Origin of the sequence: Kitasatospora sp. NPDC093550 (genome assembly GCF_044764985.1) — a bacterium.
GTDB lineage: Bacteria > Actinomycetota > Actinomycetes > Streptomycetales > Streptomycetaceae > Kitasatospora.
Genome location: NZ_JBIWJF010000026.1, coordinates 67,835 through 92,090, shown reverse-complemented (window position 1 = coordinate 92,090; position 24,256 = coordinate 67,835). Strand labels below are relative to the sequence as shown.

The window sequence follows — 24,256 nt, the reverse complement described above, 5'->3', positions numbered from 1 at the left end:
TTCCCAGTGCGCGGCCGGATTCCCGCCCCGTCGGGGCGCCGGCGGCACCGGAAGCGTCAGCGGCTGAGCGCCGGTTCGGGCAGTTCGGCGAAGAGCTCCGCGAGGTGCCGCTCGACCACCGGCGCCGCCTCGGCGGCGGGGAGCCCGCGGTTCAGCTCGCCGGAGAGCGAGGCCACGCCCGCGTCCCGGATGCCGCACGGCACGATCTTGTCGAACCAGGTCATGTCCGGGTCGCAGTTGAGCGCGAAGCCGTGCATCGTCACCCCGCGGGCGACCCGCACGCCGATCGCGGCGAGCTTGCGGTCGTCGCCGCGCTGCCCGGCGTTGGAGGGCGCGTACTCGGGGCCGGCCAGTCGCGGGTCGATGCCCAGCGGAAGGCCCATCCGCAGGGTCAGCTTGCCGATGTCCACCACCTGGGCCGGGTCGACCACGGCGTCCGGGATGGACCGGCCCAGCACCCACACCCCGCTGCGGCCCTCGACCCGGGTGGTCTCCACGCCGAACTCGGCGGCCGCGCGGATCAGGGCCTCCTCCAGTCGGCGGACGTAGGCGATCACGTCGATCGGGTCGGGCAGCTTGACGATCGGGTAGCCGACCAGCTGGCCGGGGCCGTGCCAGGTGATCTCGCCGCCCCGGTTGACCTCGACCACCGGGGTGCCGTCCAGCGGCAGGTCGGCGGGGTTGGTGCGCTTGCCCATGGTGTACACCGACTGGTGCTCCAGCAGCAGGACGGTGTCGGGGATCTCGTCCGCCACCCGCAGCGCGTGCAGCCGCTGCTGCTCCTCCCACGCCTCCTGGTAGGGGACGTGGCGCTCGCCTATGCCCATGCGAACAAAACGCACGTTCTCGCTCACCGTCTTTGCTCCTTGCCGGGCGTTCGAGACCAACCTCGCCACTGTACGCCCAGCCCGAGCGGTCCCCCTCAGCCGCCCGCGAGCGGCCGCCTCGCCTCAGCCACCCGCGAGGAGCCGCAGCCGCAGGGCGAGCTGGAGCTCCAGCGAGCGCTCCGGGTGGTTCCAGTCCCGCCCGAGCAGCGCCTCGACCCGGTCCAGCCGCTGGACCACCGTGTTCACGTGGACGTGCAGCTCGTCCTTGGCCCGGGTGAGGCTGCCGCCGCAGTCGAAGTAGGCGCGCAGGGTGCGGACCAGCTCGGTGCCGCGCCTGGCGTCGTAGGCGAGCAGCGGACCGAGCGCCGCCCCGACGAAGCCGTCCACGTCGTGGCCGTCGCCGAGCAGCACCCCCAGGAAGCCGAGCGCGCGGGCCGAGGCGCCCTCCCCGGCGCGGCCGAGCACCCGCAGCGCCCGGACGCAGCGCAGGCCCTCGGCGTAGGAGGCGGCCAGCGCGGTCGGTCCGGCGCAGGGGCGGCCGGCGCCGACGGTGACCGGGAACCCGGCCAGCCTGGCCAGCCGTTCGGCGGCCTGTCGGGCGGTCTCCTCGGGGTCGTCGGTGCTTCCGGTCTCGACCGGCACCAGCAGCACCACCGCCTCGGCGTGCTCGGCGCTGACGCCCCGGGAGCCGAACAGGTACCGCCGGGCCGCGCCCGCCAGCCGGCCCCGGTCGAGGCCGGCGGAGCCGGTCGGACCGGCGGGCTCCGCGACCAGCACCAGGTGCGGCCGGGCGAGGTCGACGCCGAGCCGGCGGCCGCGTGCGGTGAGCCCGGCCGGGTCGCGGTCGGGCGCGGTCAGCAGGTCGGTGAGCAGCTCGCCGCGGACCCGGTTCTCGGTCTCGGCCACCGAGCGGCGCAGCAGCAGGAGCAGCGCGGTCACCACGCTCGCCCGCTCGAACAGCCGCCGGTCGGCGTCGTCGAGGTCGGGCCGGCCGCGCAGCACCAGGGTGCCGAGGGTGTCGTGCCCGGCGAGCACCGCGCAGACCCACAGCTCGCCGTGCCGTACGGACCGTCCTTCGGTACGGGAGGCGGTGACGGCCGCGGCCAGCTCTGCCGCGGGCGCGGAGCGTCCGGCCAGTGGCTCGCCCTCGGCGTCGAGGACCGCTATCTCGCCGTCCAGCAGCGCCGCGACGGCGGCGGCGACGTCCGGGACCTCGGCGCCGCGCAGCACCAGGTCGGTGAGCCGGTCGTGCGCCTGCTCGGCGCGCTGGACGGCGGCGGAGTGGGCCCGGACCAGCTCGTTGGCGGCGTTCAGCTCGGCCAGCGCGGCCCGGGTGTCGGCCAGCGACTTGGCGGTGTCCAGCGCGATCGCGGCGTGCGCGGCCAGCGTGCAGAGCAGCGCGACCTCGTCGGGGGAGAAGGCGCGCGGCGAGCGGTCGGCGGCGAACAGCACCCCGATGACCTGACCGCCGAGCAGCAGCGGCACCCCGATGATCGCCACCAGGCCCTCGTCCAGCACGCCCGCGTCGATCGTGCCGGTGTGGTGGAAGCGGTCGTCGGTGCGGTAGTCGGGGGTCGCGTACGGCCGGGCGGTCTGCGCGACCAGACCGCCCAGGCCGTCGCCGAGGCTGAGCCGCAGGGTCTGGAACAGGACGGACACCGAGCCGTCGGTGACCCGCATGTAGGTGTCGCCGGCGGCTTCGTCCGGCAGGGTCAGGTACGCGGTGTCGGTGCCGAGCAGCATCCGGGCCCGGCGGACGATCGCCTGCAGCACGGTGTCCAGGTCCCGGGAGGCGGCGAGGTCCCCGGCGGTGTCGAACAGCGCGGTCAACTCGGCTTCGCGGCGCCGGTGTTGACGCAGGGTGCGGTGCACCCGCAGGGCCTGCCAGGTGGCGTCGTCGATCTCGGCGAGGACCGCGGCCGGCGCCCCGCGGCGGCGGGCGTCGGCCAGCACCTCGGCGAAGTCCTCGGTGGCGGCTCCCGAGGCGAGCAGGTCGAGCAGTCGCCGCAGCGCGGGCGCGGCGCCGTCGTGGGGGTGGTCCATGGTGCGTGCCGCCAATCGGCGTCGGTCCGTCGATTCCGGGGAATCGCGATGGTAGCGGCTCAACCCTCAGGCCACGGCGGGCTTTCCGAGTGCCGAGGCGTCCTCCGGCTGCTCCTGCCGACCCGTCCGCTCCCCGCTCCCGGCGAGGTCCTGCCCCCTGGTCTCCCGCCCGCACAGGACGGCCAGGACGGTGACGGCCGCCGCGACGGCCACGTACACCGAGATGGGCGTCGAGGTGCCGTAGTCCTTGAGCAGCGCGGTCGCGATCAGCGGCGCCGGAGCGCCGGCCGCCACCGAGGCGAACTGGGCGCCGATCGAGGCGCCCGAGTACCGCAGCCGGGTCGCGAACAGCTCGGAGAAGAAGGCCGCCTGGGGTGCGTACATGGCGCTGTGGAAGACCAGCCCGACGGTCACCGCGAGGACCAGCGAGCCGAAGGAGCGGGTGTCCACCATCCCGAAGAACACGAACGCCCAGACCCCGACCCCGATCGCGCCCACCAGGTACACCGGCTTGCGGCCGACCCGGTCCGACAGCGCCCCGAACAGCGGGATCAGCGCGAACTGGACGGCCGAGGCGATCAGGACGGCGTTCAGCGCGCTCTGCTTGCCGAAGTGCGCGTGGCCGACGGCGTAGGCCAGCACGAAGGTCGTCATCACGTAGTAGGAGATGTTCTCCGCCATCCGCGCCCCCATGGCCACCAGCACCTCCCGCCAGTGGTGCCTCAACACCCCGACCAGCGGCGCCTGTTCGGCCTCGGGACGATTCGCCACCGCCTGCCGGAACAGCGGGGACTCCTCCACCGCGAGCCGGATCCACATCCCGACCCCCACCAGCACCGCGGACAGCAGGAACGGCACCCGCCAGCCCCAGGACAGGAAGGCCGCGTCCGACTGCACCGAGGTCATCAGCGACAGCACCCCCGCCGCCAGCAGGTTCCCGGCCGGCGCCCCGCCCTGCGGCCAGGAGGCCCAGAAGCCGCGCCGCCGCCGGTCCCCGTGCTCCGACACCAGCAGGACGGCCCCGCCCCACTCACCGCCGAGCGCGAAGCCCTGCACCAGCCGCAGCGCCGTCAGCAGCACCGGCGCCGCGATCCCGGCCGTGTCGTAGGTGGGCAGCAGCCCGATCGCGGTGGTCGACCCGCCCATCAGCAGCAGGCTCACCACCAGCAGCTTCTTCCGCCCGACCCGGTCCCCGAAGTGCCCGAACACCAGCGCCCCGAGCGGCCGCGCGGCGAACCCGATCGCGTAGGTCAGGAAGGACAGCAGCGTCCCGGTCAGCGGATCGCTGTGCGGGAAGAACAGCTTCCCGAACACCAGCGCCGCCGCCGTTCCGTAGAGGAAGTAGTCGTACCACTCGATGGTCGTGCCGATCAGGCTGGCTGCCACCACTCTCGGGAGTGAGCTCGGGCGCGGGCCGCGCGCAGCCGTACCGCGTGCAGAGGCGTTCATGTGCCACCACTTCCAGGGCCGGGGGAGACGATGTCGCCACAAGGTAGGAATCCGCGGGGCGGAGGCCCATGTGGCCGGGCCATACAGCGGCGGGTCGTTGCATGGCGTCCGGAGCCATGACCCGTCACGTCGGTCAGTGCGCCGTCCAGCCGCCGTCGAGCGGGATGCTGGCGCCGGTGAGGTAGGAGGCGGCGGGGGAGCAGAGCCAGAGCGCGAGTCGGGCCACCTCGTCGGGCTCGATGAGGCGCTTCACGGCGGTGCGGTCGAGCATGATCCGCTCGACGACCTCGTCCTCGCGGATGCCGTGCACGAGGGCCTGGGCGGCGATCTGCTTCTCCACCAGGGGGGTCCGGACGTAACCGGGGTTGATGCAGTTGCTGGTGACGCCGTGCGGGGCGCCCTCCAGGGCGACGGTCTTGCTCAGGCCCTCCAGGGCGTGCTTCGCGGTGACGTAGGCGGACTTGAAGGCGCTGGCCCGCAGGCCGTGGACGGAGGAGACGTTGACGATCCGTCCCCACTCCCGCTCGTACATGTGCGGCAGGGTCCGGCGCAGGATCCGGAACGGCGCCTCGACCATGACGCGTTGGAGGAGCGTGAAGCGGTCGGGCGGGAACTCGTGCACCGGCGCGATGTGCTGGAGCCCGGCGTTGTTGACCACGATGTCGGCGTCGCCCGGCAGGGCGTCCACGGCCGCGGGGTCGGAGAGATCGGTGACGATGGCGCGTCCGCCGATGCGCCGGGCGAGCTCCTCGGCCGGACCGGCCGCGAGGTCGACGACGTAGACCCGGGCGCCGGCCCCGGCGAAGGCCTCGGCGCAGGCCCGGCCGATGCCCGAGGCGGCCCCGGTCACCAGGGCCGTGCGGCCGTCGAGCGGGCGGGCTGAAGTGGTGTCCATGGCCGAGAACGGTAGGAATCCGGCGGTCCGGCTCCCATGTGGCGGGGCACCACAGCATCCCGCCGGACTATGGCGCCAACCACTACGACCCTCGATCGACGGTTCGACCGCGGAAGGCCAAACCCATGGTGGCCGTGCTTCCCCACAATGGGCGCGGTTGCTTCACCCGTTCGGAGGATTGCTCGGTCAGATCCACCCATAGCGCCCGAATGCTCGCTACATTCACGCCGATTCCCGACAGGGGGCGCCGCCCCAGGCCGCCGAAGTGCTGGTAGAGCCCGGTGCGACGTCCGAGAGGTGTTGACAGACATGCCCCAACGGCCTGCAACCGACAGCCCGGCGTACGGACCGCTCGACCCGCTCGGCCAGCACCGAGGTCCGGTCGGCCGGACCCTTCCGGACGCCCCCGACGCCCTGGCTACCGACGCCCTGACCGGCGACACGCTGACCGCCGACGATCCGACCGCCGACGAACTGCGGCTGCCCGCGCAGGCCACACCCGACCGGCACGAGACCCCCGCCACCCCCGCGCCCGCGCGGAGCGCCGGCCACTCCGGCCCGGCGCCGCAGAACGGCCAGCTGGCCGCGCTGATCGAGGAGGCCGGCTTCTCGCACGCCGGCCTGGCCCGCCGGGTCGACCAGCTCGGCCTGGAGCACGGCCTGGACCTGCGCTACGACAAGACCTCGGTGACCCGCTGGCTGCGCGGCCAGCAGCCCCGCGGCGCCACCCCGGCCCTGATCGCGGAGGTCTTCACCCGCCGCCTCGGCCGCCGCCTCACCGCCCAGGACCTCGGCCTGGACGCCTGCGCCCCGGTCTACGCCGGCCTGGAGTTCGCCGAGACCCCGCAGGAAGCGGTGGACATCGTGGCGAGCATGTGGCGCAAGGACAACGGCCCGCAGTCCGAGCTGCGCCGGATCGCCTTCACCCCGGCCGGCCTGGTCGTCCCCAGCCGGGACTGGCTGATCGGCCGCACCGACGAGCGGGTCGCCCGGGACGGCTCCACCCTGGTCCGTCCGGACACCGCCACCGGCCCGCCGTCGGCCGGGGCCGGCTCCGGCCCCGGCGCCCCCGCACAGGGCGCGCCCGGCGCATCGCCCGCGAGCCCGGCGCGCGGCCCGGCCCCGGGCGCCCCCGGCCTGCACGGCACCCCCGGTGCCCACGGCGGCCCCGGCCCGCATGGCACCGGCGGACCGCCCACCGCGCGCACGGCCGGGACGACCGGGACCGCCCCCACCATCGGCCGGGTGCCCACCCAGAGCCGCCGCCCGCCGGTCGCCGTCGAGCCGCCGTACACCGACCCGGCCCGCGAGTCCCGCCCGGCCCTGCGGGTCGGCCGCGGCGACATCGCGGCGATCCGCGCCGTCGGCGACCTCTTCCGCGCGCTCGACCACGCCTACGGCGGCGGCCACGCCCGCCAGGCGCTGGTCCGCTACCTGGAGAGCGAGGCCGAGCCGATGCTGCGCGGCCGCTACGGCGAGCAGATCGGCCGGGCCCTGTTCGGGGCGGTCGCCGACCTGACCAGGCTGGCCGGCTGGACGTCCTTCGACATCGCCGCGCACGGCCTCGCCCAGCGCTACTTCGTCCAGGCTCTGCGACTGTCCCAGGCCGCCGGGGACCGCGCGCTCGGCGGCTACGTGCTGGTGACGATGAGCCAGCAGGCCGTCCACCTCGGCCACGGCCGGGAGGCGGTCCAGCTCGCCCGGGTCGCCCAGCAGGGCGTGGGCACCGCCGTCCCGCCGGTGGTCCAGTCGCTGATGCACGCCGCGGAGGCCCGCGGGCACGGCCTGCTGGGCGACGTCCGGTCCTGCACCACCGCGCTGGTGCGCGCCGAACGGGCGCTCGCGGCGTCCCGCACCGGCGACGAACTGCCCTCCTGGGCGCGCTACTTCGACGAGGCGCAGCTCTCCGACGAGTTCGCCCACTGCTACCGCGACCTGCAGCAGTGGCGCACCGCCGCGCAGCACGCCGAGAAGTCGCTGCGGCTGCGTTCGCCCGCCTACGCGCGCAGCCGGATCTTCTGCCGGCTGGTGCTGGCCACCGCCCGGCTCGGGATGGGGGACCTCGACGAGGCCTGCACCATGGCCACCGACGCGCTGCGGGCGGCCGGGGAGATGCGCTCGGCCCGTTCGCTGGAGTACGTCCGGGACTTCCACCGCCGCCTCACCCCCTACCGCGGCAGCCCGGTGGCCCGCGCCTTCGAGGAGACGGCCCGCCAGGCGGGGGTGATCTGACCAGGGACGGCGATCCGACCGGCCGGGCTCCGGGCCGGGCCCCTCACCAGCTCTCGGCCCGGACCCTCGGCTTCCCCGCTCCGTCCGCCACCGGCGGCCGGACGTCGGCGCGCACCCGCTGCGCCGCCAGCGGGAACAGCAGCACCGACAGCATCCCGGCGCCGACCAGCGCCGCCGCCGTCGAGGACGCCAGGTGCCCGGCGTCCACCTCGATGGTGGTGATCACCACGACCAGCGGCAACGCCGTCGCCCCGTACAGGGTGAGCGCCGCGCGGTCGCGCCGGCCGAGCCCGGCCGGGGCGAGCAGCCCGGCCGGCAGCCCGCGCACGAGCAGGAAGAGCAGCAGGAACAGCGGGACGAGCAGCAGGGTGCCCGGGTCGTCCAGCAGGGCGTCCAGGTCGAATTTCATCCCGCTGACCACGAAGAAGACCGGCACCAGGAAGCCGAAGCCGATGCTCTCCAGCTTGGCCTCGATCACCTCCTCCTCGGCCCGCCGGACGTCGGAGAGCAGCAGCCGGGAGACGATCCCGGCGGTGAAGGCGCCGAGCAGCATGTCGAGGTCGAGCCAGAGCGCCGCGGCGACCATGGCGGCCAGCACCAGGATCACCGCGCGGATCGCGAACTGCCCGGAGGTGCGCAGGGTCCGTTCGATGAGCCGGGTGGTCCAGGCCGGCCGGGGCCGGCGCGCGCCGAACACGGCGACCGCGGTGATCACCGCGAAGGCGCCGAGGATGACCGCCGTCCGGGCGGGCGAGTTCCCGCTGAGCAGCACGGCGATGGCGATGATCGGCGCGAACTCACCGACCGCGCCGGTGGCCATCACCAAGGAGCCGAAGGGCGTGGGAAGTTCACCGGAGTCGCGGAGGATCGGCAGGATCGTGCCGAGCGCCGTGGTGGTGAGCACCAGCCCGGCGAAGGCGCCGTCCAGCGCGCTGCGGTTGACCAGCGCGCCCACCCCGAGGCCCGCGACCAGCGAGACCAGCCACGCGGCGCCCGCCCGTTTCAGCGGGCCGCCGCGCAGCTTGCCGAAGTCGATCTCGTACCCGGCGAGGAACATCAGCATGGCCAGGCCGAACTGGGAGAGCGCGTCGACCAGGGGGTCGACGTGCGCCCAGTCCAGGACGTCCGGGCCGATCAGCACTCCGAGCACGATCTCGACCACGACGGTCGGTACGGCGATCCACCGCAGCAGCCGGTCGGCGAGCAGTGGCGCGGCCGCGGCCGCGGCGGGGATCAGGACCAGCGTCAGCGGATCGGGGGCCCCGGTGCTCACCGGACGACCGGCCGCGCGGTCGGCACCACCCGGGCGGTCGGAACCGGCCGGGAGACCGGCACCACCCGGGCGGTCGGGGTCACCCGGGGGTCCGGGGCCCTCCGAGGGGTCGGAATCATCCGATGAGCGGTCAGATCGGTCACATCGGGCATCCTGGCACGCCGTCGGTCTGTCACCCCGGCAGACCGCTGGCGTGTCCGGACACCGCCGGACGGGGCCGACGCGGCGGCGCCCGCAGCCCGAGGGGCCGCAGCCCCCAAGGCCGGAGCCCGCAGGGCCCTCAGGCCGCCGCCTCCGCCTCCCGCGCGTCGGCCGGGACGCCGAGGTCGCGCAGCACCGCCTGCGCCGCCCGCCGCCCGGAGACCAGCGCGCCCTGCACGGTGCTGGTGTCCCGGTGGTCCCCGGCGACGTACAGCCCGGCCAGCAGGCGCACCGGGCGCCGGGTGTTGTGCGGCGGGGGCATGGCCGGCAGCGCGTCCGGGACGTGCCGCACGCTGAGGAACTGCCAGCCCGTCGTCGAGGTGCCGTACAGCTCGGCGAGCCGGGCCCGGACGGCCGGTTCCAGCCCGGCCGGGCCGCCCGCGTCGAAGGAGCGCCGCCCGAGCACGGTGGTGGCGACCAGCGCCTGGCCGGCCGGGGCGTAGGACGGGTGCAGTTCGCTGAGCACCAGCGAGTGCGAGACCAGCGGCGGGTGTCCGTGGGGCCGGTCACCGTCGAGCAGCAGCACGGGCTCGCCCAGCGGGGTGCGGTCGGCCGTGTGGTAGAAGGTCGTGACGGGGTGGAAGTCCGGCAGCCGCAGCCCGGGCAGCAGCTCGGCGGCGGAGCGGGCGTCGGTGGCGACGACGACGGCCTGGGCGCCGATCCGCCCGTGCGCGAGGGTCTCCACGCCGTCCGCGGCGATCGCGGTGACCCGCACCCCGGGGCGGACGGTGCCGACGGGCAGGGCGGCGGCCAGTTGGGCCGGTACCGCCGCGATCCCGCCGGCGGGCAGACAGAGCCGGCCGCGGGCGTACGAGCGCAGCACCAGGTCGGCGACCCGGCTGCTGGTGCCGAGTGCCGGATCGGCGAGCAGGGCGCTGAGCAGCGGGCGCAGGAAGCCGTCGACGGTGCGCGGGGCGAGGCCGTGGCCGGTGAGCGCGCGGGCGGCGGTGGTCTCCGGCCGGGTCTGCAGCCGGCTGACCGGGGTGGCGGCGAGCCGGCCGAGCCAGCTGCCGAGCCGGGCCCTGTCCAGCGGACTGCCGAGCGGGGCACGGGTGGCGGCCTGCCGGGCGGCGGTGAGTTGCGGGTCCCCGGCGCGGTACCGGCGGCCGCCGCTGTGCACGAGTACGCCGGGCGCGAGCGGGCGCAGGTCGAGGCGGTCGAGGTCGAGCGTGCGGCGCAGCTCGGGGAAGGCGGTGTTCAGCAGGTGACTGCCGTCGTCGAGCCGGAATCCGTCCAGCTCGCGGGTGGCCATCCGGCCGCCGATCCGGTCGGTGCTCTCCAGGACCTGAACGGTGAGGCCGTGGCCGGTGAGCGCGCGGGCGGCGGCCAGGCCCGCGAGTCCGGCGCCGACCACGACGACGTCCGGGTCGGACGGCCGACGGGCACGGCGGGTGAAGTCGTACGTGGGCACTGGCGTGCTCCCTCCCTGGTCCCGGGGCTCCGGCCGACGCAGGCAGCGGGGTGCCGGGACACGGTCCGAGGAGGGTGATGCCCAGTCAGTGTGAGCATCAGACAAGCGCATCGAGCCTGATTCGACACTCGGCAGGGGTAGTGCGGCGACGGGCGGGGCGCGGTCACGGACAGTGCGCCGTGGCGGCCGGGTTGGGGGGTCGACGGGCGCGCACGGTCACCGGGGGCGTGCGACGCGCCCGCCATGTGCTCCCGTGCGCCCCCTCCCGGAGCCCCGTCCGACCCCCGCCCGGCATATGCCCCTGGCCAGCGCGGATGCCGTAGCCGGAGGTACGCACGGGGCCGCCCGCGCGTACGCCGGGCCCGGCCGAGGGGCCCCGCTCCAGGGCTGTCCGCGCAGCGGCAGCGCGCCGAGCCGGGGCCGCCCCCCCCGGTGCTCCCCGTGCGCAGCGTCAGAGCGCCGCGAGCACCGCCGAGTAGACGTCCGGGTGCGTGAACCGGAAGCCCGCGTCCATCAGCCGCTTGGGCACCACCCGGTGGCTGCCGACCACCTCGACCGCCAGCTCGCCCAGCACCGCCTTGAGCACCGCCTCCGGCACCGGGAACGGGGTCGGGCGCCGCAGCGCCCGCCCGAGCGCGGTGGTCAGCTCGGCGTTGGTCGCCGGGTTCGGCGCCGTCAGGTTGAAGGCGCCGGAGAGGTCGTCGTGGTCGAGCAGGAAGCGCAGCGCGGCCACCTCGTCGTGCAGCGAGATGAAGCTCCAGTACTGCCGCCCGTTGCCGAGGCGCCCGCCCAGGCCCAGCTTGAACAGCGGGAACAGCCGCCCGCCGGCCCCGCCGGCCGCGGACAGCACCATGCCGGTGCGGGGGTGGACGACCCGGATCCCGGCCCGCTCGGCCGGCCGGGCGGCGGCCTCCCACTCCAGGCAGACCTCGGCCAGGAAGTCGTCGCCGGCGGGGGAGTCCTCGTCGATCACCTCGTCGCCGGTCTGTCCGTACCAGCCGACCGCGGAGGCGCTCACGAACACCTCCGGCGGCTCCTCGAGCTCGGCCAGGGCGACGGCCAGCGTCTCGGTGCCGTAGACCCGGCTCTCCCGGATCTCCCGCTTGTAGGCGTCCGTCCAGCGGCGGTCGCCGACCCCGGCGCCGGCCAGGTGCACCACGGCCCGGACGCCGACCAGCCCGTCCCGGTCGACCTCGCCGAGCAGCGGGTTCCAGCCGATCGCCGTACTGCCGTCGGGCTGCGGGCCCGTCCTGGAGCGGTGCCGGACCAGCCGGACCACCTCGTGGCCGTCCGCCAGCAGGGAGCGGACCAGCGCCGAACCGATCAAACCCGTGGAACCCGTGACAGCGATGCGCATGCGTCCATCCTCGCAGGCCACATCTCCCTGTCGCGTGCGCATCCGCCTCATTAGCATGGCGCGCATGTCCGCCGACGATCTGATCATCCGTCCGGCGCAGCCCGAGGACGAGCGCGAACTGGCCGCCCTCAACCGCGCCGCCTGGTCCCCGCTGTCCGACGTCTCCCCGCAGCCGCCCGTCGAGGACGGGGTCTTCGACGAACGCCACACCCCGGACCAGTTCCTGCTGGCCGTCCTGGGCGGCCGGATCGTCGGCTACGTCCGCCAGGTCCCGCCCACCCCGCTGGCCAGCAACCGGCACGTCCGCCAGATCCAGGGCCTGGCCGTCGACGGCTCCGCCCGCGGCCGGGGCGTCGGCCGCCGCCTGGTCGAGGCCGCCTGCGACGCGGCCCGCGCGGACGGCGCCCGGAGGATGACCCTGCGGGTGCTCGGCTGGAACGCCCCCGCCCGCCGCCTCTACGAGGGCTGCGGCTTCGTCGTCGAGGGCTCGCTGGCCGAGGAGTTCCTGATCGACGGCCGCTACGTGGACGACATCTGGATGGCCCGCCGACTGGTCGGCTGAGGCCGTTCCGTCGGTGCTCCGTCAGGCCCGGGGGCGGTGCAGAGTCGTGACCGTCCCGCCCTGTCTGGACCGCCGCCACGCCGGGTACCGTACGGCCGTGAGCAACTCGACGCCTCCCGGGTGGTACCCGGTCCCGGGTGCGGACGGCACCCCCGGTCACGAGCGCTGGTGGGACGGCAACGCGTGGACCAGCGAGGTCCGGCCGCTCCAGGGCGGCGTCGCGGGCGGGCTCCCCGACGCCCCGACCCAGACGTGGCAGCCCACCGACCAGAAGCCCGGCTACGGCTACCCGGGCGGCGCCGCGGCCCAGCCCCCGGCGTACGGATACCCGGGCCAGGACGGTTCCCCGACGCCCGGCTACGGCTACCCGGGCCAGGACGGCTACCAGGGCCAGGGCGGCTACCAGGGCCAGGCCGGCTACCCGGCGGCCCCGGGCTACGGCTACCCCGGCCCGGGCTACCCGCCGGCCCCGCCCAGGAACAAGTCCGGCATGATCATCGGCATCGCGATCGCCGTGCTGGCCGTGGGCGGGACCATCGCCGGGATCGCGCTCAGCGGCGGCGGCGACCCCAAGGCGGACCCGACCCCGAACCCCACGGTGACCGTCACCCAGAGCGACAGCCCCTCGCCCCGGCCCACCCCGACCCGGCCCACCACCAGCCCGACGGTGCCGGCGCCCAAGCCCGCGCCGGTCCTCAAGAGCACCGTCCCGGACCCGCAGCACGCGATCACCGTCCCGGTCTTCGACGGCTGGGACGCGACGACCGACGGCGCGCACTCCACGGTCTTCCTCGGCACCGGCCGCTACACCTGCCCGGACGGCAACTCCTGCATCCGCGGTCAGTTCTCGGTCGAGAAGGACACCGTCCAGGGCGACACGGCCAAGGCGGCCGCCGACGGCGCGATGCCCACCTACGCCGGGCAGATCTTCACCGGGATCACCTCGCACACCGACGCCGGCTCCGGCTACGTCAGCGTCGCCGGCGTGTCCGGCTACGCCACCCGCTGGCACGTCAGCACCTCGGACGGCACCCAGGGCTACGTCCTGCTGGCCGCCGTCCCGGCCAAGGGCGGCGGCTACGTGGTCTTCGAGGGCGGCGTGGACGACCACCCGTCGGCACCGGACGCCTCGGTGCTGGACCAGATCCTCAAGGGCGTCAAGCAGGACAGCACGTCCGGCAGCTCCACCTGAGCGGCTTCTCCTGAGCGGCTCCACCTGAGCGGCTCCACCTGAGCGGCTCCTCCTGAGCACACGGCGCGTCCCGCGGACCCGGCGAGGGTCCGCGGGACGCGCCGTGCGCCCGGCTCAGTCCCCGTACCGCTCCCAGAGCTTGGGGAAGCGCTTCGCCATGACGTCCGGGTCGTCGAAGTCCAGCGGAGCCCCGGACGGCCGTCCGGCCTGCCGCCCGCCGACCTCGGGCAGCGGCAGCCCGGTCAGCTGCTCGTACGCCTCGTCGGCGGCGTAGCCGAGGTCCTCGGCCTCGCCGTCCTCCTCCTCGTCGAACTCGGGGAGCAGGTCCGCCAGGTCGTCCGGCTCGGTCAGCCCGCCCTCGAAGACCTCCCGGCCCTGGCCGATCAGCCAGCAGCGGAAGTAGTCGAAGGTGTCCTCGGAGGCGCCGTCCAGCAGCAGGTAGGCCGCGCCCCAGAGGTCGTAGCGGTAGGCGCGCTGGAACCGGGCCTCGAACAGCCGGGCGAAGTCGATCACGTCGTCCGGGGTCAGTTGGGCGAGCCGCTCCACCAGCCGGTCGGCCTGCTCGTCGGGATCGCCCTCGGCGGCGTCCCGGGTCTCGTCGATGATCTGCCAGAAGTCCGTCTCGTCCATCACCGCTCAAGCATCCCCGTTCGGCCGCCTCCGCGCATGCCACGACCCGGCGCGCCCGGAGGCCGAAACGGCGGAACCCCGCGCCGTCCGGGGACGACGCGGGGTTCCGCAGGACCGTGGAGGGGTCAGAGGCCGAGCTCGACCTCGAACTCGCCGGCCTCCAGGATCTCCTTGACCGCGACCAGGTAGCGGGCGGCGTCGGCGCCGTCCACCAGGCGGTGGTCGTAGGAGAGCGACAGGTAGGTCATGTCACGGATGCCGATGGCGGTGCCGCCGTCGGCCTCGATGACCACCGGGCGCTTGACGGTGGCGCCGATGCCCAGGATGGCGGCCTGGTTCGGCGGCACGATCACGGTGTCGAACAGCGCACCGCGCGAGCCGGTGTTGCTGATGGTGAAGGTGGCGCCGGACAGCTCGTCCGGGGTGATCTTGCTGTCGCGGACCTTGCCGGCCAGCTCGGCGGTCTTCTTCGAGATGCCGGCGATGTTGAGGTCGCCCGCACCCTTGATGACCGGGGTCATCAGACCCTTCTCGGAGTCCACCGCGATACCGATGTTCTCGGTGTCGAAGTAGGTGATGGTGCCCTCGGCGTCGTTGATCCGGGCGTTGACGACCGCGTGGGCCTTCAGCGCCTGGGCGGCGGCCTTGACGAAGAACGGCATCGGGGACAGCTTCACGCCCTCGCGGGCGAGGAAGGAGTCCTTGGCCTTGGCGCGCAGCGACATGATCTTGGTGACGTCCACCTCGACCACGCTGGTCAGCTGGGCCTGCTCGTGCAGGGCCTTCATCATGTTGTCGCCGATGACCTTGCGCATGCGGGTCATCTTGACCGTCTGGCCGCGCAGGGCGGACGGCGCGGCGGAGGCCTTCGGCGCGGCGGCCGGGGCGGCGGCGACCGGGGCCGGAGCGGCCTTGGCGGCCTCCGCGGCGGCGATGACGTCCTGCTTGCGGATGCGGCCGCCGACGCCGGTACCGGCGACGGAGGACAGCGCGACACCGTGCTCGGCGGCGAGCTTGCGCACCAGCGGGGTGACGTAGGCGTCACCGTTGTCGGCGGCGGGGGCAGCCGGAGCGGCCGGGGCGACCGGAGCAGCGGCCGGAGCCGGAGCGGCAACCGGGGCCGGAGCGGCGACCGGAGCGGGGGCGGCGACCGGAGCAGCCGGAGCGGCGGCAACCGGGGCCGGGGCGGCCGGAGCCGGGGCGGCGACCGGAGCGGGAGCGGCGACCGGAGCGGGGGCGGCGACCGGAGCCGGAGCCGGAGCCGGAGCGGCAGCCGGAGCCGGAGCCGGAGCCGGAGCGGCGGCAACCGCACCCGCGGCGCCGATCAGCGCGAGCTGGGCGCCGACCTCGGCGGTCTCGTCCTCGCCGACCAGGATCTTCACCAGGGTGCCGGCGACCGGCGACGGGATCTCGGTGTCGACCTTGTCGGTGGAGACCTCGAGCAGCGGCTCGTCGACCTCGACCGTCTCACCCTCGGCCTTCAGCCAGCGGGTGACGGTGCCCTCGGTGACGGACTCGCCCAGGGCGGGGAGCAGCACCGGGGTGGCGTCGCCGGCCGGAGCGGCCGGAGCGGCGGCGGGGGCCGGAGCAGCGGCCGGAGCCGGAGCGGCGGCCGGGGCCTCGGCGACCGGAGCCGGGGCGGCGGCGGGCGCGGCCGCGGCGGCGGGGGCCGGAGCGGCAGCCGGGGCGCCGGAACCGTCGTCGATGATCGCCAGCTCGGCGCCGACCTCGACGGTCTCGTCCTCGCCGACCTTGATCGAGGAGAGGATGCCGGAAGCCGGGGCCGGGATCTCGGTGTCGACCTTGTCGGTGGAGACCTCGAGCAGCGGCTCGTCGACCTCGACACGCTCACCCTCGGCCTTCAGCCAACGGGTGACAGTGCCCTCGGAAACGCTCTCGCCCAGCGCGGGCAGTGTTACTGAGACCGCCATGGTTTCAGCGACTCCTATCAAGTCTTGCGTACGGAAGTACTTGCGTACGGGAAGTACCGGAAAAGGGGGGTGGGGCGCGATCAGTCGTGCGCGTGCAGCGGCTTGCCGGCCAGCGCCAGGTGCGCCTCGCCCAGGGCCTCGGACTGGGTCGGGTGCGCGTGGATGAGCTGCGCGACCTCGGCCGGCAGGGCCTCCCAGTTGTAGATCAGCTGGGCTTCGCCGACCTGCTCGCCCATGCGGGCGCCGACCATGTGGACACCGACCACGGCGCCGTCCTTGACCTGGACGAGCTTGATCTCGCCGGCGGTCTTCAGGATCTTGCTCTTGCCGTTGCCGGCCAGGTTGTACTTGAGGGTGACGACCTTCTCCTTGCCGTACAGCTCGACGGCCTTGGCCTCGGAGATGCCGACGGAGGCCACCTCGGGGTTGGAGTAGGTCACGCGCGGGACGCCGTCGTAGTCGATCGGCACCGGCTTGAGGCCGGCCAGGCGCTCGGCGACCAGGATGCCCTCGGCGAAGCCGACGTGGGCCAGCTGCAGGGTGGGGACGAGGTCGCCGACGGCGGAGATGGTGGGCACGTTGGTGCGCATGTACTCGTCGACCAGGACGTAGCCGCGGTCCATCGCGACGCCGTTCTCCTCGTAGCCGAGGCCGGCCGAGACCGGGCCGCGGCCGATGGCGACGAGCAGCAGGTCGGCGTCGATCTGCTTGCCGTTCTCGGTGGAGACGCGGACACCGGTCTCGGTGTACTCGACGCCGGAGAAGCGGGCCTTCAGCTCGAACTTGATGCCGCGCTTGCGGAACGCGCGCTCCAGCAGCTTGGAGGAGTTCTCGTCCTCCAGCGGGACGAGGTGCGGCAGCGCCTCGACGATGGTGACCTCGACGCCGAAGGACTTCCAGACCGAGGCGAACTCGACGCCGATGACGCCGCCACCGAGGATGACGGCCGACTTCGGGATGCGGTCGAGCTTGAGGGCGTGGTCCGAGGAGATCACGCGGTTGCCGTCGATCTCCAGGCCCGGGATCGAGCGCGGCACGGAACCGGTGGCCAGGACGATGTGGCGGCCTTCGATGCGCTGGCCGTTGACGTCCACCGAGGTCTGCGAGGAGAGCTTGCCCTCGCCCTGGATGAAGGTGACCTTGCGGGACGCCACCAGGCCCTGCAGACCCTTGTACAGGCCGGCGATGACGTCGTCCTTGTACTTGTGGACGCCGTTGATGTCGATGCCCTGGAAGGTGGCCAGCACGCCGAACTCGGCGGCCTCCTTCGTCTCGTCCGCGATCTCCGCCGCGTGCAGCAGCGCCTTGGTCGGGATGCAGCCGCGGTGCAGGCAGGTGCCGCCCAGCTCACCCTTCTCGACCAGGGCAACGCTCAGGCCCAGCTGAGCGGCGCGGAGCGCCGCGGCGTAACCGCCGCTTCCGCCTCCGAGAATGACTACGTCGAAAACGGTGCTGGCGTCGTTCGCCACGTCACGTCCTCCATGCATGGGGTGGGTCGCCGGGCCGGTCGCGGTCCGGTGGGTCGGAAGCCTTTGTGGGGCGCCCAGTCGTGCCGGAAATACATCTTCGCACTTGTTCGCGGTGGCTGATGTCCGGGTCCACCCCAGGGGTGTCCCGCGGAGTGGTCACCGGGGCGGGAATACCCCCCACGGATGGGCATCATCGCAGCTCAGCGCGGTATTGACAGCCGCCGGACGGGCGCCTTCCGCGCCGTCCGCGGCCGCCTCTTCCGCAGTGTGGAACAAAGTTTCGCCCGCAGCGAACAGGGGTGCGGTCCGCCGGTGGGGCTTACTCGCAGGTAACCCCTTCGGAACGCCGACGGGGCCCGGCGCACGCGCGCCGGGCCCCGTCGCGGCGGGTGCCTCCGATCAGGCCTTGCCGGTCGCCGTCCGCTCGGCGAAGGCGACCAGGGTGCGCACCCCGCTCGCGGTGCCGCCCTTCGGGGTGTAACCGAACGGAGCGCCCTCGTGGTACGCCGGACCGGCGATGTCCAGGTGCGCCCAGTCGGTGCCCTCGGCCACGAACTCCTGCAGGAACAGACCGGCCACCAGGCCGCCGCCCATCCGCTCGCCCATGTTGGCCAGGTCGGCGATGGTCGACTCGGTCATGCCCTTGCGCAGGTGGGCGGGCATCGGCATCGGCCAGGACTCCTCGCCGACCTCGCCGGCGAGGGCGTGCAGGTCCGCGCGCAGCTCGTCGTTGTTGGACATCACACCGAAGGTGCGGGTGCCCAGGGCCATCACCATGGCGCCAGTCAGGGTGGCCACGTCGACGATGACGTCCGGGTTCTCCTCGCCGGCCCGCACCAGGGCGTCGGCCAGCACCAGACGGCCCTCGGCGTCGGTGTTCAGGACCTCGACGGTCTTGCCGCCGTAGATCCGCAGCACGTCGCCCGGGCGGACGGCCGAGCCGGAGGGCATGTTCTCGGCCAGCGCCAGCCAGCCGGTCACGTTGACGGCCAGGCCCAGGCGCTTGGCGGCCACCACGGCGGCGAACACGGCGGCGGCGCCGGCCATGTCGCACTTCATGGTCTCGTTGTAGCCGGCCGGCTTCAGCGAGATGCCGCCCGAGTCGTAGGTGATGCCCTTGCCGACGAACGCCAGGGTGCTCTCGGCCTTCGGGTGGGTGTAGGCCACCTTCACCAGGCGGGGCGGGTTCACCGAACCGCCGCCGACGCCCATCAGGCCGCCGTAGCCGCCCTTGGTCAGCGCCTTCTCGTCCAGCACCTCGACCTTGAGGCCGTGCTCCTTGGCGGCGGCCTGGACGGTCGCGGCGAAGCTCTTCGGGGTCAGGTCGTTCGGCGCGAGGTTGACCAGGTCGCGGGCGCGGTTCATCTCCTCGCCGACGGCGGCGGCGCGCTCCACGGCGGCCTTGGCGTCCTTGCTGCCCTTGCGGGGGGCCAGCACGACCAGCTCGCCGACCGGCTCCTTGCCGTTGCCCTTGCCCTTGTACGTGCCGAAGGCGTACGAGCCGAGCAGACCGCCCAGCGCGACCGCCTCGACCTCAGCCGCGGACTCGGCCGGCAGGGCCAGCGCGGCCTTCTTGACGCCGGCCAGGGTACGGGCGGCGACACCGGCGGCGTGGCGCAGCGCCTCCGGCTCGAAGCCCTCGTCGCCCGCCTCGCCGAGGCCGACCGCGAGCACGAACCCGGCCTTCACGCCGGCGGGGGAGGGGACCTTCACGGCCTCGCCCTCGGCGCCGGTCGCGCCCAGGGTGCCGAGGATCTCGGCCAGCTTGCCCTCGAACGCCTCGTTCACGGCCTCGGTGCCGGGGGCCAGCACGACGCCCTTCGGGCCCTTCGCGACACCGATCACCAGGGCCTCCGCGCGCAGCGAGGCGGCGGAGGAGGTGCTCACAGACAATGCAGTCACGTCATGCGTCCTGTTCTTTCGCGGTCCACGGCCGGTCACGGCGCGGATGCCGCACCGGCGCAGCCCGCCGTCGCAGGCGCCGTCCGCCGGCGGGTCCCGGGTCCGGGCCCCCTGGCGCGCGCGCCGACCGGAAGCGGTCGCGCACACCAGAGGCCCCGGCTCCTCGGGTACGCGCCGGGCGGGCAGGACCTGCCACGGTGCAGGGCTGCGGTGCTCCACGCATGGTAGTCCGCATGGTGGGATCACGCGCCGCCCGGTGTCAGCCGAGCAACGCCAGGGCGAACAGCGTGCCCGTGGCGGCCGTCTCCGCCGTGGCGCCGAGCACGTCGCCGGTGATCCCGCCGAGCCGTCGCACGCACCGCACCAGCAGCAACCGGGCGCAGCCCACCCCGATCAGGAGGGCCAGCGGCAGGCGGAGAGTTGACCATCCGTCGGATGCTCCGAGCGCGGCCAGGACGACCGCGGCGCCGGCCGTCGCGGCGAGCGCGCCGAGGGGCGTCACGGTGCTCGCCACCACGGCGCCCAGCCCGCCCGGCCGGGCGGCCGGCACCGACCGGAGGCAGCCCCAGGCGAGTGCGCACCGGGCGGCCGTCGCCGAGGCGAGCACCGCGAGCGCGCCGCGCAGCGGCGAGTGCCCGAACTGTCCGGCCAGCGCGACGACCTGCGCCAGCAGCACGAGGACCAGGGTCAGCACGCCGAACGGGCCGATGTCGGACTGCTTCATGATACGCAGCGCGTCCTCGGCCGGCTTCCCGCTGCCCAGCCCGTCCGCGACGTCCGCCAGGCCGTCCAGGTGCAGCCCCCGGGTCAGTGCGGCGAGCGCCCCCACCGCCGCCACCGCCCCGAGCGGTCCGCCCGCCCGCCAGGCCACCAGCGCCCCGGCCCCGGCCGCGACCGCCCCCAGCACCAGCCCCACCACCGGGGCCGTCAGCATCGCGCGCGCCCCGGCCGCCCGGTCCCACCGCTCCACCCGCACCCGCAGGACGGACAGGGTTCCGAAGCCGAACCGCAGCCCGTCCCCCCAGGTGGCCCGCTCAGCGCGGTCCGTCATGAACGCGTTCCTCTCACCACAGGTCTGAACGCGAGAACGCCCCTTCGCAGGGGCGTTCTCGGACGTGTCGGGCGGGCGCCCGGGCGCGGGGAGCCGCGGCTACAGCTTGCGCAGCAGGTCCGCGGCCGAGGGCAGCTTCGGCTGCTCCTGCGGCTCCCTCGGCGCGGCCGGCACGTACGGCTTCGGGGCCTCGTCCGCGAGCGCGTCGCCCGCCGCCTGCAGCAGCGGCAGCGCCAGCAGCGCGCCGACGCCCTCGCCCATGGTGATCCCCTGGTCCTGCAGCGGTGTCAGGGTCAGCCGGTCGTACGCCTTCGCCTGCGCGGGCTCGCCGCTGGACTGCCCGGCCCGCCACCACTCGGGCGCCCGGAAGGCGATCCGCTGCGCGACCAGCGCGCAGGCCGCCGAGACCACGCCGTCCAGCACCACCGGCAGCCGTCGGGCGGCCGCCTGCAGCAGGAAGCCGGTGATCGCCGCGAAGTCGGCGCCGCCGGTGGCGCCGAGCAGCGCCAGCTGGTCGCCGAGCACCGGCCGGGCCCGCCGCAGCGAGTCCCGGATGGTGGCGCACTTGACCATCCACACCCGGTCGTCGATCCCCGAGCCGCGCCCGGTGACCGCCGCCGCGTCCGTTCCGCACAGCGCGCCGATCAGGACGCCGGCCACCGTGGTGGCACCGACCCCGAGGTCGCCGAGCAGCACCAGGTCGGTGCCGGCGTCGGCCTCCTCGTCGGCGACGGCCATGCCGGCCCGGAAGGCCCGGGCGGTCTCCTCCGGGGTGAGCGCGTCCTCGACGTCGATCCGGCCGGAGCCGCGCCGGATCCGGTGGGCCACGACCTCCTCCGGGAAGTCGGCCGGGTCGGCGTCCACCGCGACGTCGACGACCCGCACGCCTGCGCCGTAGCGCGCGGCCAGCCGGGCCACCGGTGCGGTGCCGTCCAAGACGTCGCGCACCCGGGCCGCGGTGCCGCCGCGGGCGGGCATCCGGGAGACGCCGAGCACCGCGACACCGTGGTCGGCGGCGAACAGCAGCACCTTGGGCGCGGAGACCGGCCGTACCGGGGAGCGCCCCTGCACGGAGGCCAGCCAGCTGCCCAGCTCCTCCAGCTTGCCGAGGCCGCCGCGCGGACGGTCGGCCGCCTGCCAGCGCTCCTCGGCGGCCCGCCGGGCGCTCTCGTCGGGGCGCTCGACGAGCGAGGAGAACGTATCGAGATCCACGGTGGTGTCCATCGTCCGGAAGGCTACACGCCGCGGATGTTCAGCCCGCGGCTGGCTTGACGGTCAGCACCTGTCCGGCCACGACCAGCAGGACGCGCTCGGAGGCGTCCGCCACGGCCATGTTGAGCCGGCCCAGGGTGTCGCGGAAGCGGCGCCCGGCGGCGGTGGCCGGGACGACACCCATGCCGACCTCGTTGCTCACCGCGACGACCGTCCGCGGGGTGGCCGCCCAGGCCCGGGCCAGCGCCTCGCAGCGCCGCTGCACCGCGCCCTCGCCCCCGACCGCCCAGACCTCGTCGTCCCAGGCGCCGCACTCGTCCATCACCGAGGTCAGCCACAGCGCCAGGCAGTCGACCAGCACCGGCGCGGGGTCGGCGGGGTCGGCCAGGACGGCCTCCAGGTCGCAGGTCTCGGCGGTGCGCCAGCTCGCCGGCCGCCGCTCCCGGTGCAGGGCGACCCGCTGGGCCCACTCGGCGTCGCCGTCCCGGGTGCCGCCGGTGGCCACGTACAGGACGTCCGGCCGGTCGGCGAGCAGCTGCTCGGCGCGGGTGGACTTGCCGGAGCGGGCGCCGCCGAGCAGCAGCGTGCGGGGGAGCGGGGGGTGGGTCGCCATGCCGCCCATCCTGCCGGACGAGGCATACGGAAGATCGGGCCGGGCAGGCTAAGGTGCGCAGCAACACAGGCGGCGTCGTCGGCGGGAGGAGCCGGGCATGGCGTGGACGTGGCGGTACGAGAAGGCGGACGGCAGCGTGGTGACGCCCGGCGGCGGCCAGGAGGAGTTCGCCGGCCAGGGGGACGCCGAGACCTGGATCGGGGAGAGCTGGAAGCAGCTCGCCGAGGACGGCGTCGACACGGCGGTGCTCCTGGAGGACGACCGGGTCGTCTACGCGATGAGCCTGCACGAGGGCTGAGCCCGGATCGGGGCGGGGCCCTCGGGCCTACTTCGCCCCGATCACGTGCAGCAGCGCGGCGACCTGCCGGTACGGGTCGGTGCGGCCGGCCCGGTCCTCGGCTTCGAGCAGCTGGGCCAGCTGCCTCCCGTCCACCGGCGGGGCCGCGTCGTCGGGGGCGTTGTCGGTGAAGACCCGCACGCCGTACCAGTGCTTGATCGGCACCGACACCTCGGAGAGGGTCACGGAGAGGTCGGCGAGCCGGTCGGCGCGGGCGGCCAGCCCGAGCCGGTTGTAGTACCGGTCGCTCTCGAAGGCGTGCAGGGCGGCCCGCCAGTCCCCGGCGGCGGCGGGCCGCAGGGCCAGCGCGTCACGGTTGCGGACCAGCAGCGAGAGCAGTCCGCCGGGCGCCAGCAGCCGGGCCAGCGAGGCGATCATCGGGTCCGGGTCCGGCAGGTACATCAGGACGCCGTGGCAGAGCACCACGTCGAAGCTGCGCGGGCCGAACCAGCGGCCGCACTGGTGGCCGTCGCCGCTGAGCAGCTGCAGCCGGCCCCGGACCTCCGGGGGTTCCGCGGCGAGCGCCCCCTGGGCGACGCCGAGCGCGACCGGGTCCGAGTCGATCCCGGTGACGTAGTGGCCGGCCCGGGCCAGCCGCAGCGCCTGGGTGCCCTGGCCGCAGCCGATGTCGAGGACCCGCTGCGCGCTGCGCCCGGCGAGCTGTTCGGCGAGCTGGCGGGTGACGAGCTCCTGGCGGACGAAGTTGCGCAGTCCGCCGAGCCGGTCCAGCCAGGCACCGGTGCCGCCGGCGAAGGAGCCGCTGCGCGAGGGCAGCCGGCGCTCCTGGGCGAGCCGGTCGTGGCCGCCGTCACCCTGCCCCGGGAGCGCGTACAGGCCGGGCCCCTCCCAGGAAGGGGGGGCCCAGCCGGAGTCGACCGGTTCGGCGGTCAGGGCTTCTCCCCGCGCCGCACCTGCGGCTTGGGCAGGCGCAGCCGGCGCATCTGCAGGGTGCGCATGATGCCGTAGGCGACGGCGCCGCGGGTGTTCTCGTTCGGGAAGCGCTCGGCGAGCGCCTTGCGCAGGCCGAAGCCGAGGCGGACGAAGTCCAGGATCACGAAGACGAAGAACAGCAGGAACAGCAGGGTGGACAGCAGCTGGATCTGGCTCACCTTGATGATGCTGAGCACCAGGATCACCACGGCGGCCGGCAGGAAGAACTCGGCGAGCGACCAGCGGGCGTCGACGTAGTCGCGGACGAACTTGCGGACCGGGCCCTTGTCACGGGCCGGCAGGTGCCGCTCGTCGCCGCTCATCAGCGCCTGGCGCTGCTTCTCGCGCTCGACGCGCATCCGCTCACGACCCTGGCGGGCGGCCTCCTTGCGGTCCTTGGGCACCGTCACCCGGGTGCGCCGGTTGGCCTCGGCCTCGTTGCGCTTGGGGGTGGGGCGGCCCTTCTTGGCCTCGGGGTGGCGGGCCTGGGGCGTCTCGTCCTGCTTCTCCAGCACGGTGGCGGAGGCGGCGGCATCATCTGAACGGCGTCGGAACACACCACCAGCGTACGGGGTGCGGAGCCGCTTCCACGGGTGCCCTCGGAACCGAACGCATATCGATACCGCCGGGCAGCCGCCCGAACCGGGTTTCCCGGGGACTTCCCGTAGGGGATCAGTCGGATGGACGATGAGGGGGATGAGGGGCGGATCCACCCGGGGGAGGAGGAAACGCCACTGGT

19 protein-coding genes and 1 pseudogene are annotated in these 24,256 nt (G+C 74.6%); 4 read left to right on the top strand and 16 right to left on the bottom strand.

The window, feature by feature from the left end; genetic code table 11:
• Window positions 1-56: 56 nt before the first annotated feature.
• The 4 genes from lipB to ACIRD3_RS31830 all read right to left on the bottom strand — a co-directional run bounded on the left by lipB (window position 57) and on the right by ACIRD3_RS31830 (window position 5,214).
• A complete protein-coding gene (gene lipB, locus ACIRD3_RS31845) occupies window positions 57-827 on the bottom strand; it encodes a lipoyl(octanoyl) transferase LipB (protein WP_402223524.1) in 771 nt (256 codons plus the stop codon).
• A gap of 123 nt (window positions 828-950) precedes the next feature.
• The gene (locus ACIRD3_RS31840; RefSeq protein ID WP_402223522.1) at window positions 951-2,870 is read right to left on the bottom strand and encodes a helix-turn-helix domain-containing protein; all 1,920 of its coding nucleotides are present in this window, start codon (window positions 2,868-2,870) and stop codon (window positions 951-953) included.
• Between the two features lie 66 nt (window positions 2,871-2,936).
• Window positions 2,937-4,319 (bottom strand): MFS transporter, encoded by a 1,383-nt coding sequence (locus tag ACIRD3_RS31835; protein ID WP_402223520.1) that lies wholly within the window; start codon window positions 4,317-4,319, stop codon window positions 2,937-2,939.
• A gap of 133 nt (window positions 4,320-4,452) precedes the next feature.
• The gene (locus ACIRD3_RS31830) at window positions 4,453-5,214 is read right to left on the bottom strand and encodes a 3-hydroxybutyrate dehydrogenase (RefSeq protein ID WP_402223518.1); all 762 of its coding nucleotides are present in this window, start codon (window positions 5,212-5,214) and stop codon (window positions 4,453-4,455) included.
• 309 nt (window positions 5,215-5,523) lie between these two features.
• On the opposite strand from ACIRD3_RS31830, the gene ACIRD3_RS31825 reads away from it, so the two are divergent.
• Window positions 5,524-7,446: a regulator gene (locus ACIRD3_RS31825; RefSeq protein WP_402223517.1), complete on the top strand. Its 1,923-nt coding sequence runs from the start codon at window positions 5,524-5,526 to the stop codon at window positions 7,444-7,446.
• A 43-nt stretch (window positions 7,447-7,489) separates the two neighbouring features.
• Here ACIRD3_RS31825 and ACIRD3_RS31820 read toward each other — a convergent pair whose 3' ends face one another.
• From ACIRD3_RS31820 to ACIRD3_RS31810, 3 genes are all read right to left on the bottom strand, one after another.
• Window positions 7,490-8,719 carry a cation:proton antiporter gene (locus tag ACIRD3_RS31820; RefSeq protein WP_402223515.1) on the bottom strand — a complete coding sequence of 410 codons (1,230 nt, stop codon included), beginning with the start codon at window positions 8,717-8,719 and terminating at the stop codon, window positions 7,490-7,492.
• Between the two features lie 280 nt (window positions 8,720-8,999).
• Entirely contained in the window at window positions 9,000-10,331 is a 1,332-nt protein-coding gene (locus ACIRD3_RS31815) for an FAD-dependent oxidoreductase (RefSeq protein WP_402223514.1), read from the bottom strand.
• Between the two features lie 451 nt (window positions 10,332-10,782).
• Window positions 10,783-11,688, bottom strand: coding sequence for a TIGR01777 family oxidoreductase (locus tag ACIRD3_RS31810; protein WP_402223512.1), 906 nt, complete (start codon window positions 11,686-11,688; stop codon window positions 10,783-10,785).
• A gap of 55 nt (window positions 11,689-11,743) precedes the next feature.
• Here ACIRD3_RS31810 and ACIRD3_RS31805 point away from each other — a divergent pair, with 55 nt between their 5' ends.
• Entirely contained in the window at window positions 11,744-12,250 is a 507-nt protein-coding gene (locus tag ACIRD3_RS31805; protein WP_402223510.1) for a GNAT family N-acetyltransferase, read from the top strand.
• Window positions 12,251-12,347: 97 nt separating this feature from the next.
• Window positions 12,348-13,442, top strand: coding sequence for a DUF2510 domain-containing protein (locus tag ACIRD3_RS31800; protein ID WP_402223508.1), 1,095 nt, complete (start codon window positions 12,348-12,350; stop codon window positions 13,440-13,442).
• Between the two features lie 114 nt (window positions 13,443-13,556).
• Here ACIRD3_RS31800 and ACIRD3_RS31795 read toward each other — a convergent pair whose 3' ends face one another.
• From ACIRD3_RS31795 to cobU, 7 genes and pseudogenes are all read right to left on the bottom strand, one after another.
• Window positions 13,557-14,072 (bottom strand): DUF4240 domain-containing protein, encoded by a 516-nt coding sequence (locus ACIRD3_RS31795; protein WP_402223568.1) that lies wholly within the window; start codon window positions 14,070-14,072, stop codon window positions 13,557-13,559.
• Between the two features lie 125 nt (window positions 14,073-14,197).
• The gene (gene sucB, locus ACIRD3_RS31790; RefSeq protein WP_402223506.1) at window positions 14,198-16,003 is read right to left on the bottom strand and encodes a 2-oxoglutarate dehydrogenase, E2 component, dihydrolipoamide succinyltransferase; all 1,806 of its coding nucleotides are present in this window, start codon (window positions 16,001-16,003) and stop codon (window positions 14,198-14,200) included.
• 80 nt (window positions 16,004-16,083) lie between these two features.
• On the bottom strand, window positions 16,084-17,490 hold the full coding sequence (lpdA, locus tag ACIRD3_RS31785) for a dihydrolipoyl dehydrogenase (RefSeq protein ID WP_402223504.1): 1,407 nt from the start codon (window positions 17,488-17,490) through the stop codon (window positions 16,084-16,086).
• Window positions 17,491-17,871: 381 nt separating this feature from the next.
• On the bottom strand, window positions 17,872-19,374 hold the full coding sequence (locus ACIRD3_RS31780) for a leucyl aminopeptidase (RefSeq protein WP_402223502.1): 1,503 nt from the start codon (window positions 19,372-19,374) through the stop codon (window positions 17,872-17,874).
• 259 nt (window positions 19,375-19,633) lie between these two features.
• Complete coding sequence (locus tag ACIRD3_RS31775; protein ID WP_402223500.1) at window positions 19,634-20,425, bottom strand: adenosylcobinamide-GDP ribazoletransferase; 792 nt, start codon at window positions 20,423-20,425, stop codon at window positions 19,634-19,636.
• A gap of 99 nt (window positions 20,426-20,524) precedes the next feature.
• The gene (locus ACIRD3_RS31770; RefSeq protein WP_402223498.1) at window positions 20,525-21,649 is read right to left on the bottom strand and encodes a nicotinate-nucleotide--dimethylbenzimidazole phosphoribosyltransferase; all 1,125 of its coding nucleotides are present in this window, start codon (window positions 21,647-21,649) and stop codon (window positions 20,525-20,527) included.
• 28 nt (window positions 21,650-21,677) lie between these two features.
• Window positions 21,678-22,241, bottom strand: a pseudogene (cobU, locus tag ACIRD3_RS31765) (bifunctional adenosylcobinamide kinase/adenosylcobinamide-phosphate guanylyltransferase); the annotation flags it as partial.
• A gap of 106 nt (window positions 22,242-22,347) precedes the next feature.
• On the opposite strand from cobU, the gene ACIRD3_RS31760 reads away from it, so the two are divergent.
• Complete coding sequence (locus tag ACIRD3_RS31760; protein ID WP_402223496.1) at window positions 22,348-22,548, top strand: hypothetical protein; 201 nt, start codon at window positions 22,348-22,350, stop codon at window positions 22,546-22,548.
• Between the two features lie 27 nt (window positions 22,549-22,575).
• Here ACIRD3_RS31760 and ACIRD3_RS31755 read toward each other — a convergent pair whose 3' ends face one another.
• Together ACIRD3_RS31755 and ACIRD3_RS31750 are read right to left on the bottom strand one after the other, a co-directional pair.
• The gene (locus ACIRD3_RS31755; RefSeq protein ID WP_402223566.1) at window positions 22,576-23,316 is read right to left on the bottom strand and encodes a class I SAM-dependent methyltransferase; all 741 of its coding nucleotides are present in this window, start codon (window positions 23,314-23,316) and stop codon (window positions 22,576-22,578) included.
• Window positions 23,317-23,474: 158 nt separating this feature from the next.
• Window positions 23,475-24,074, bottom strand: coding sequence for a DUF3043 domain-containing protein (locus ACIRD3_RS31750; RefSeq protein WP_402223495.1), 600 nt, complete (start codon window positions 24,072-24,074; stop codon window positions 23,475-23,477).
• Between the last annotated feature and the right edge of the window lie 182 nt (window positions 24,075-24,256).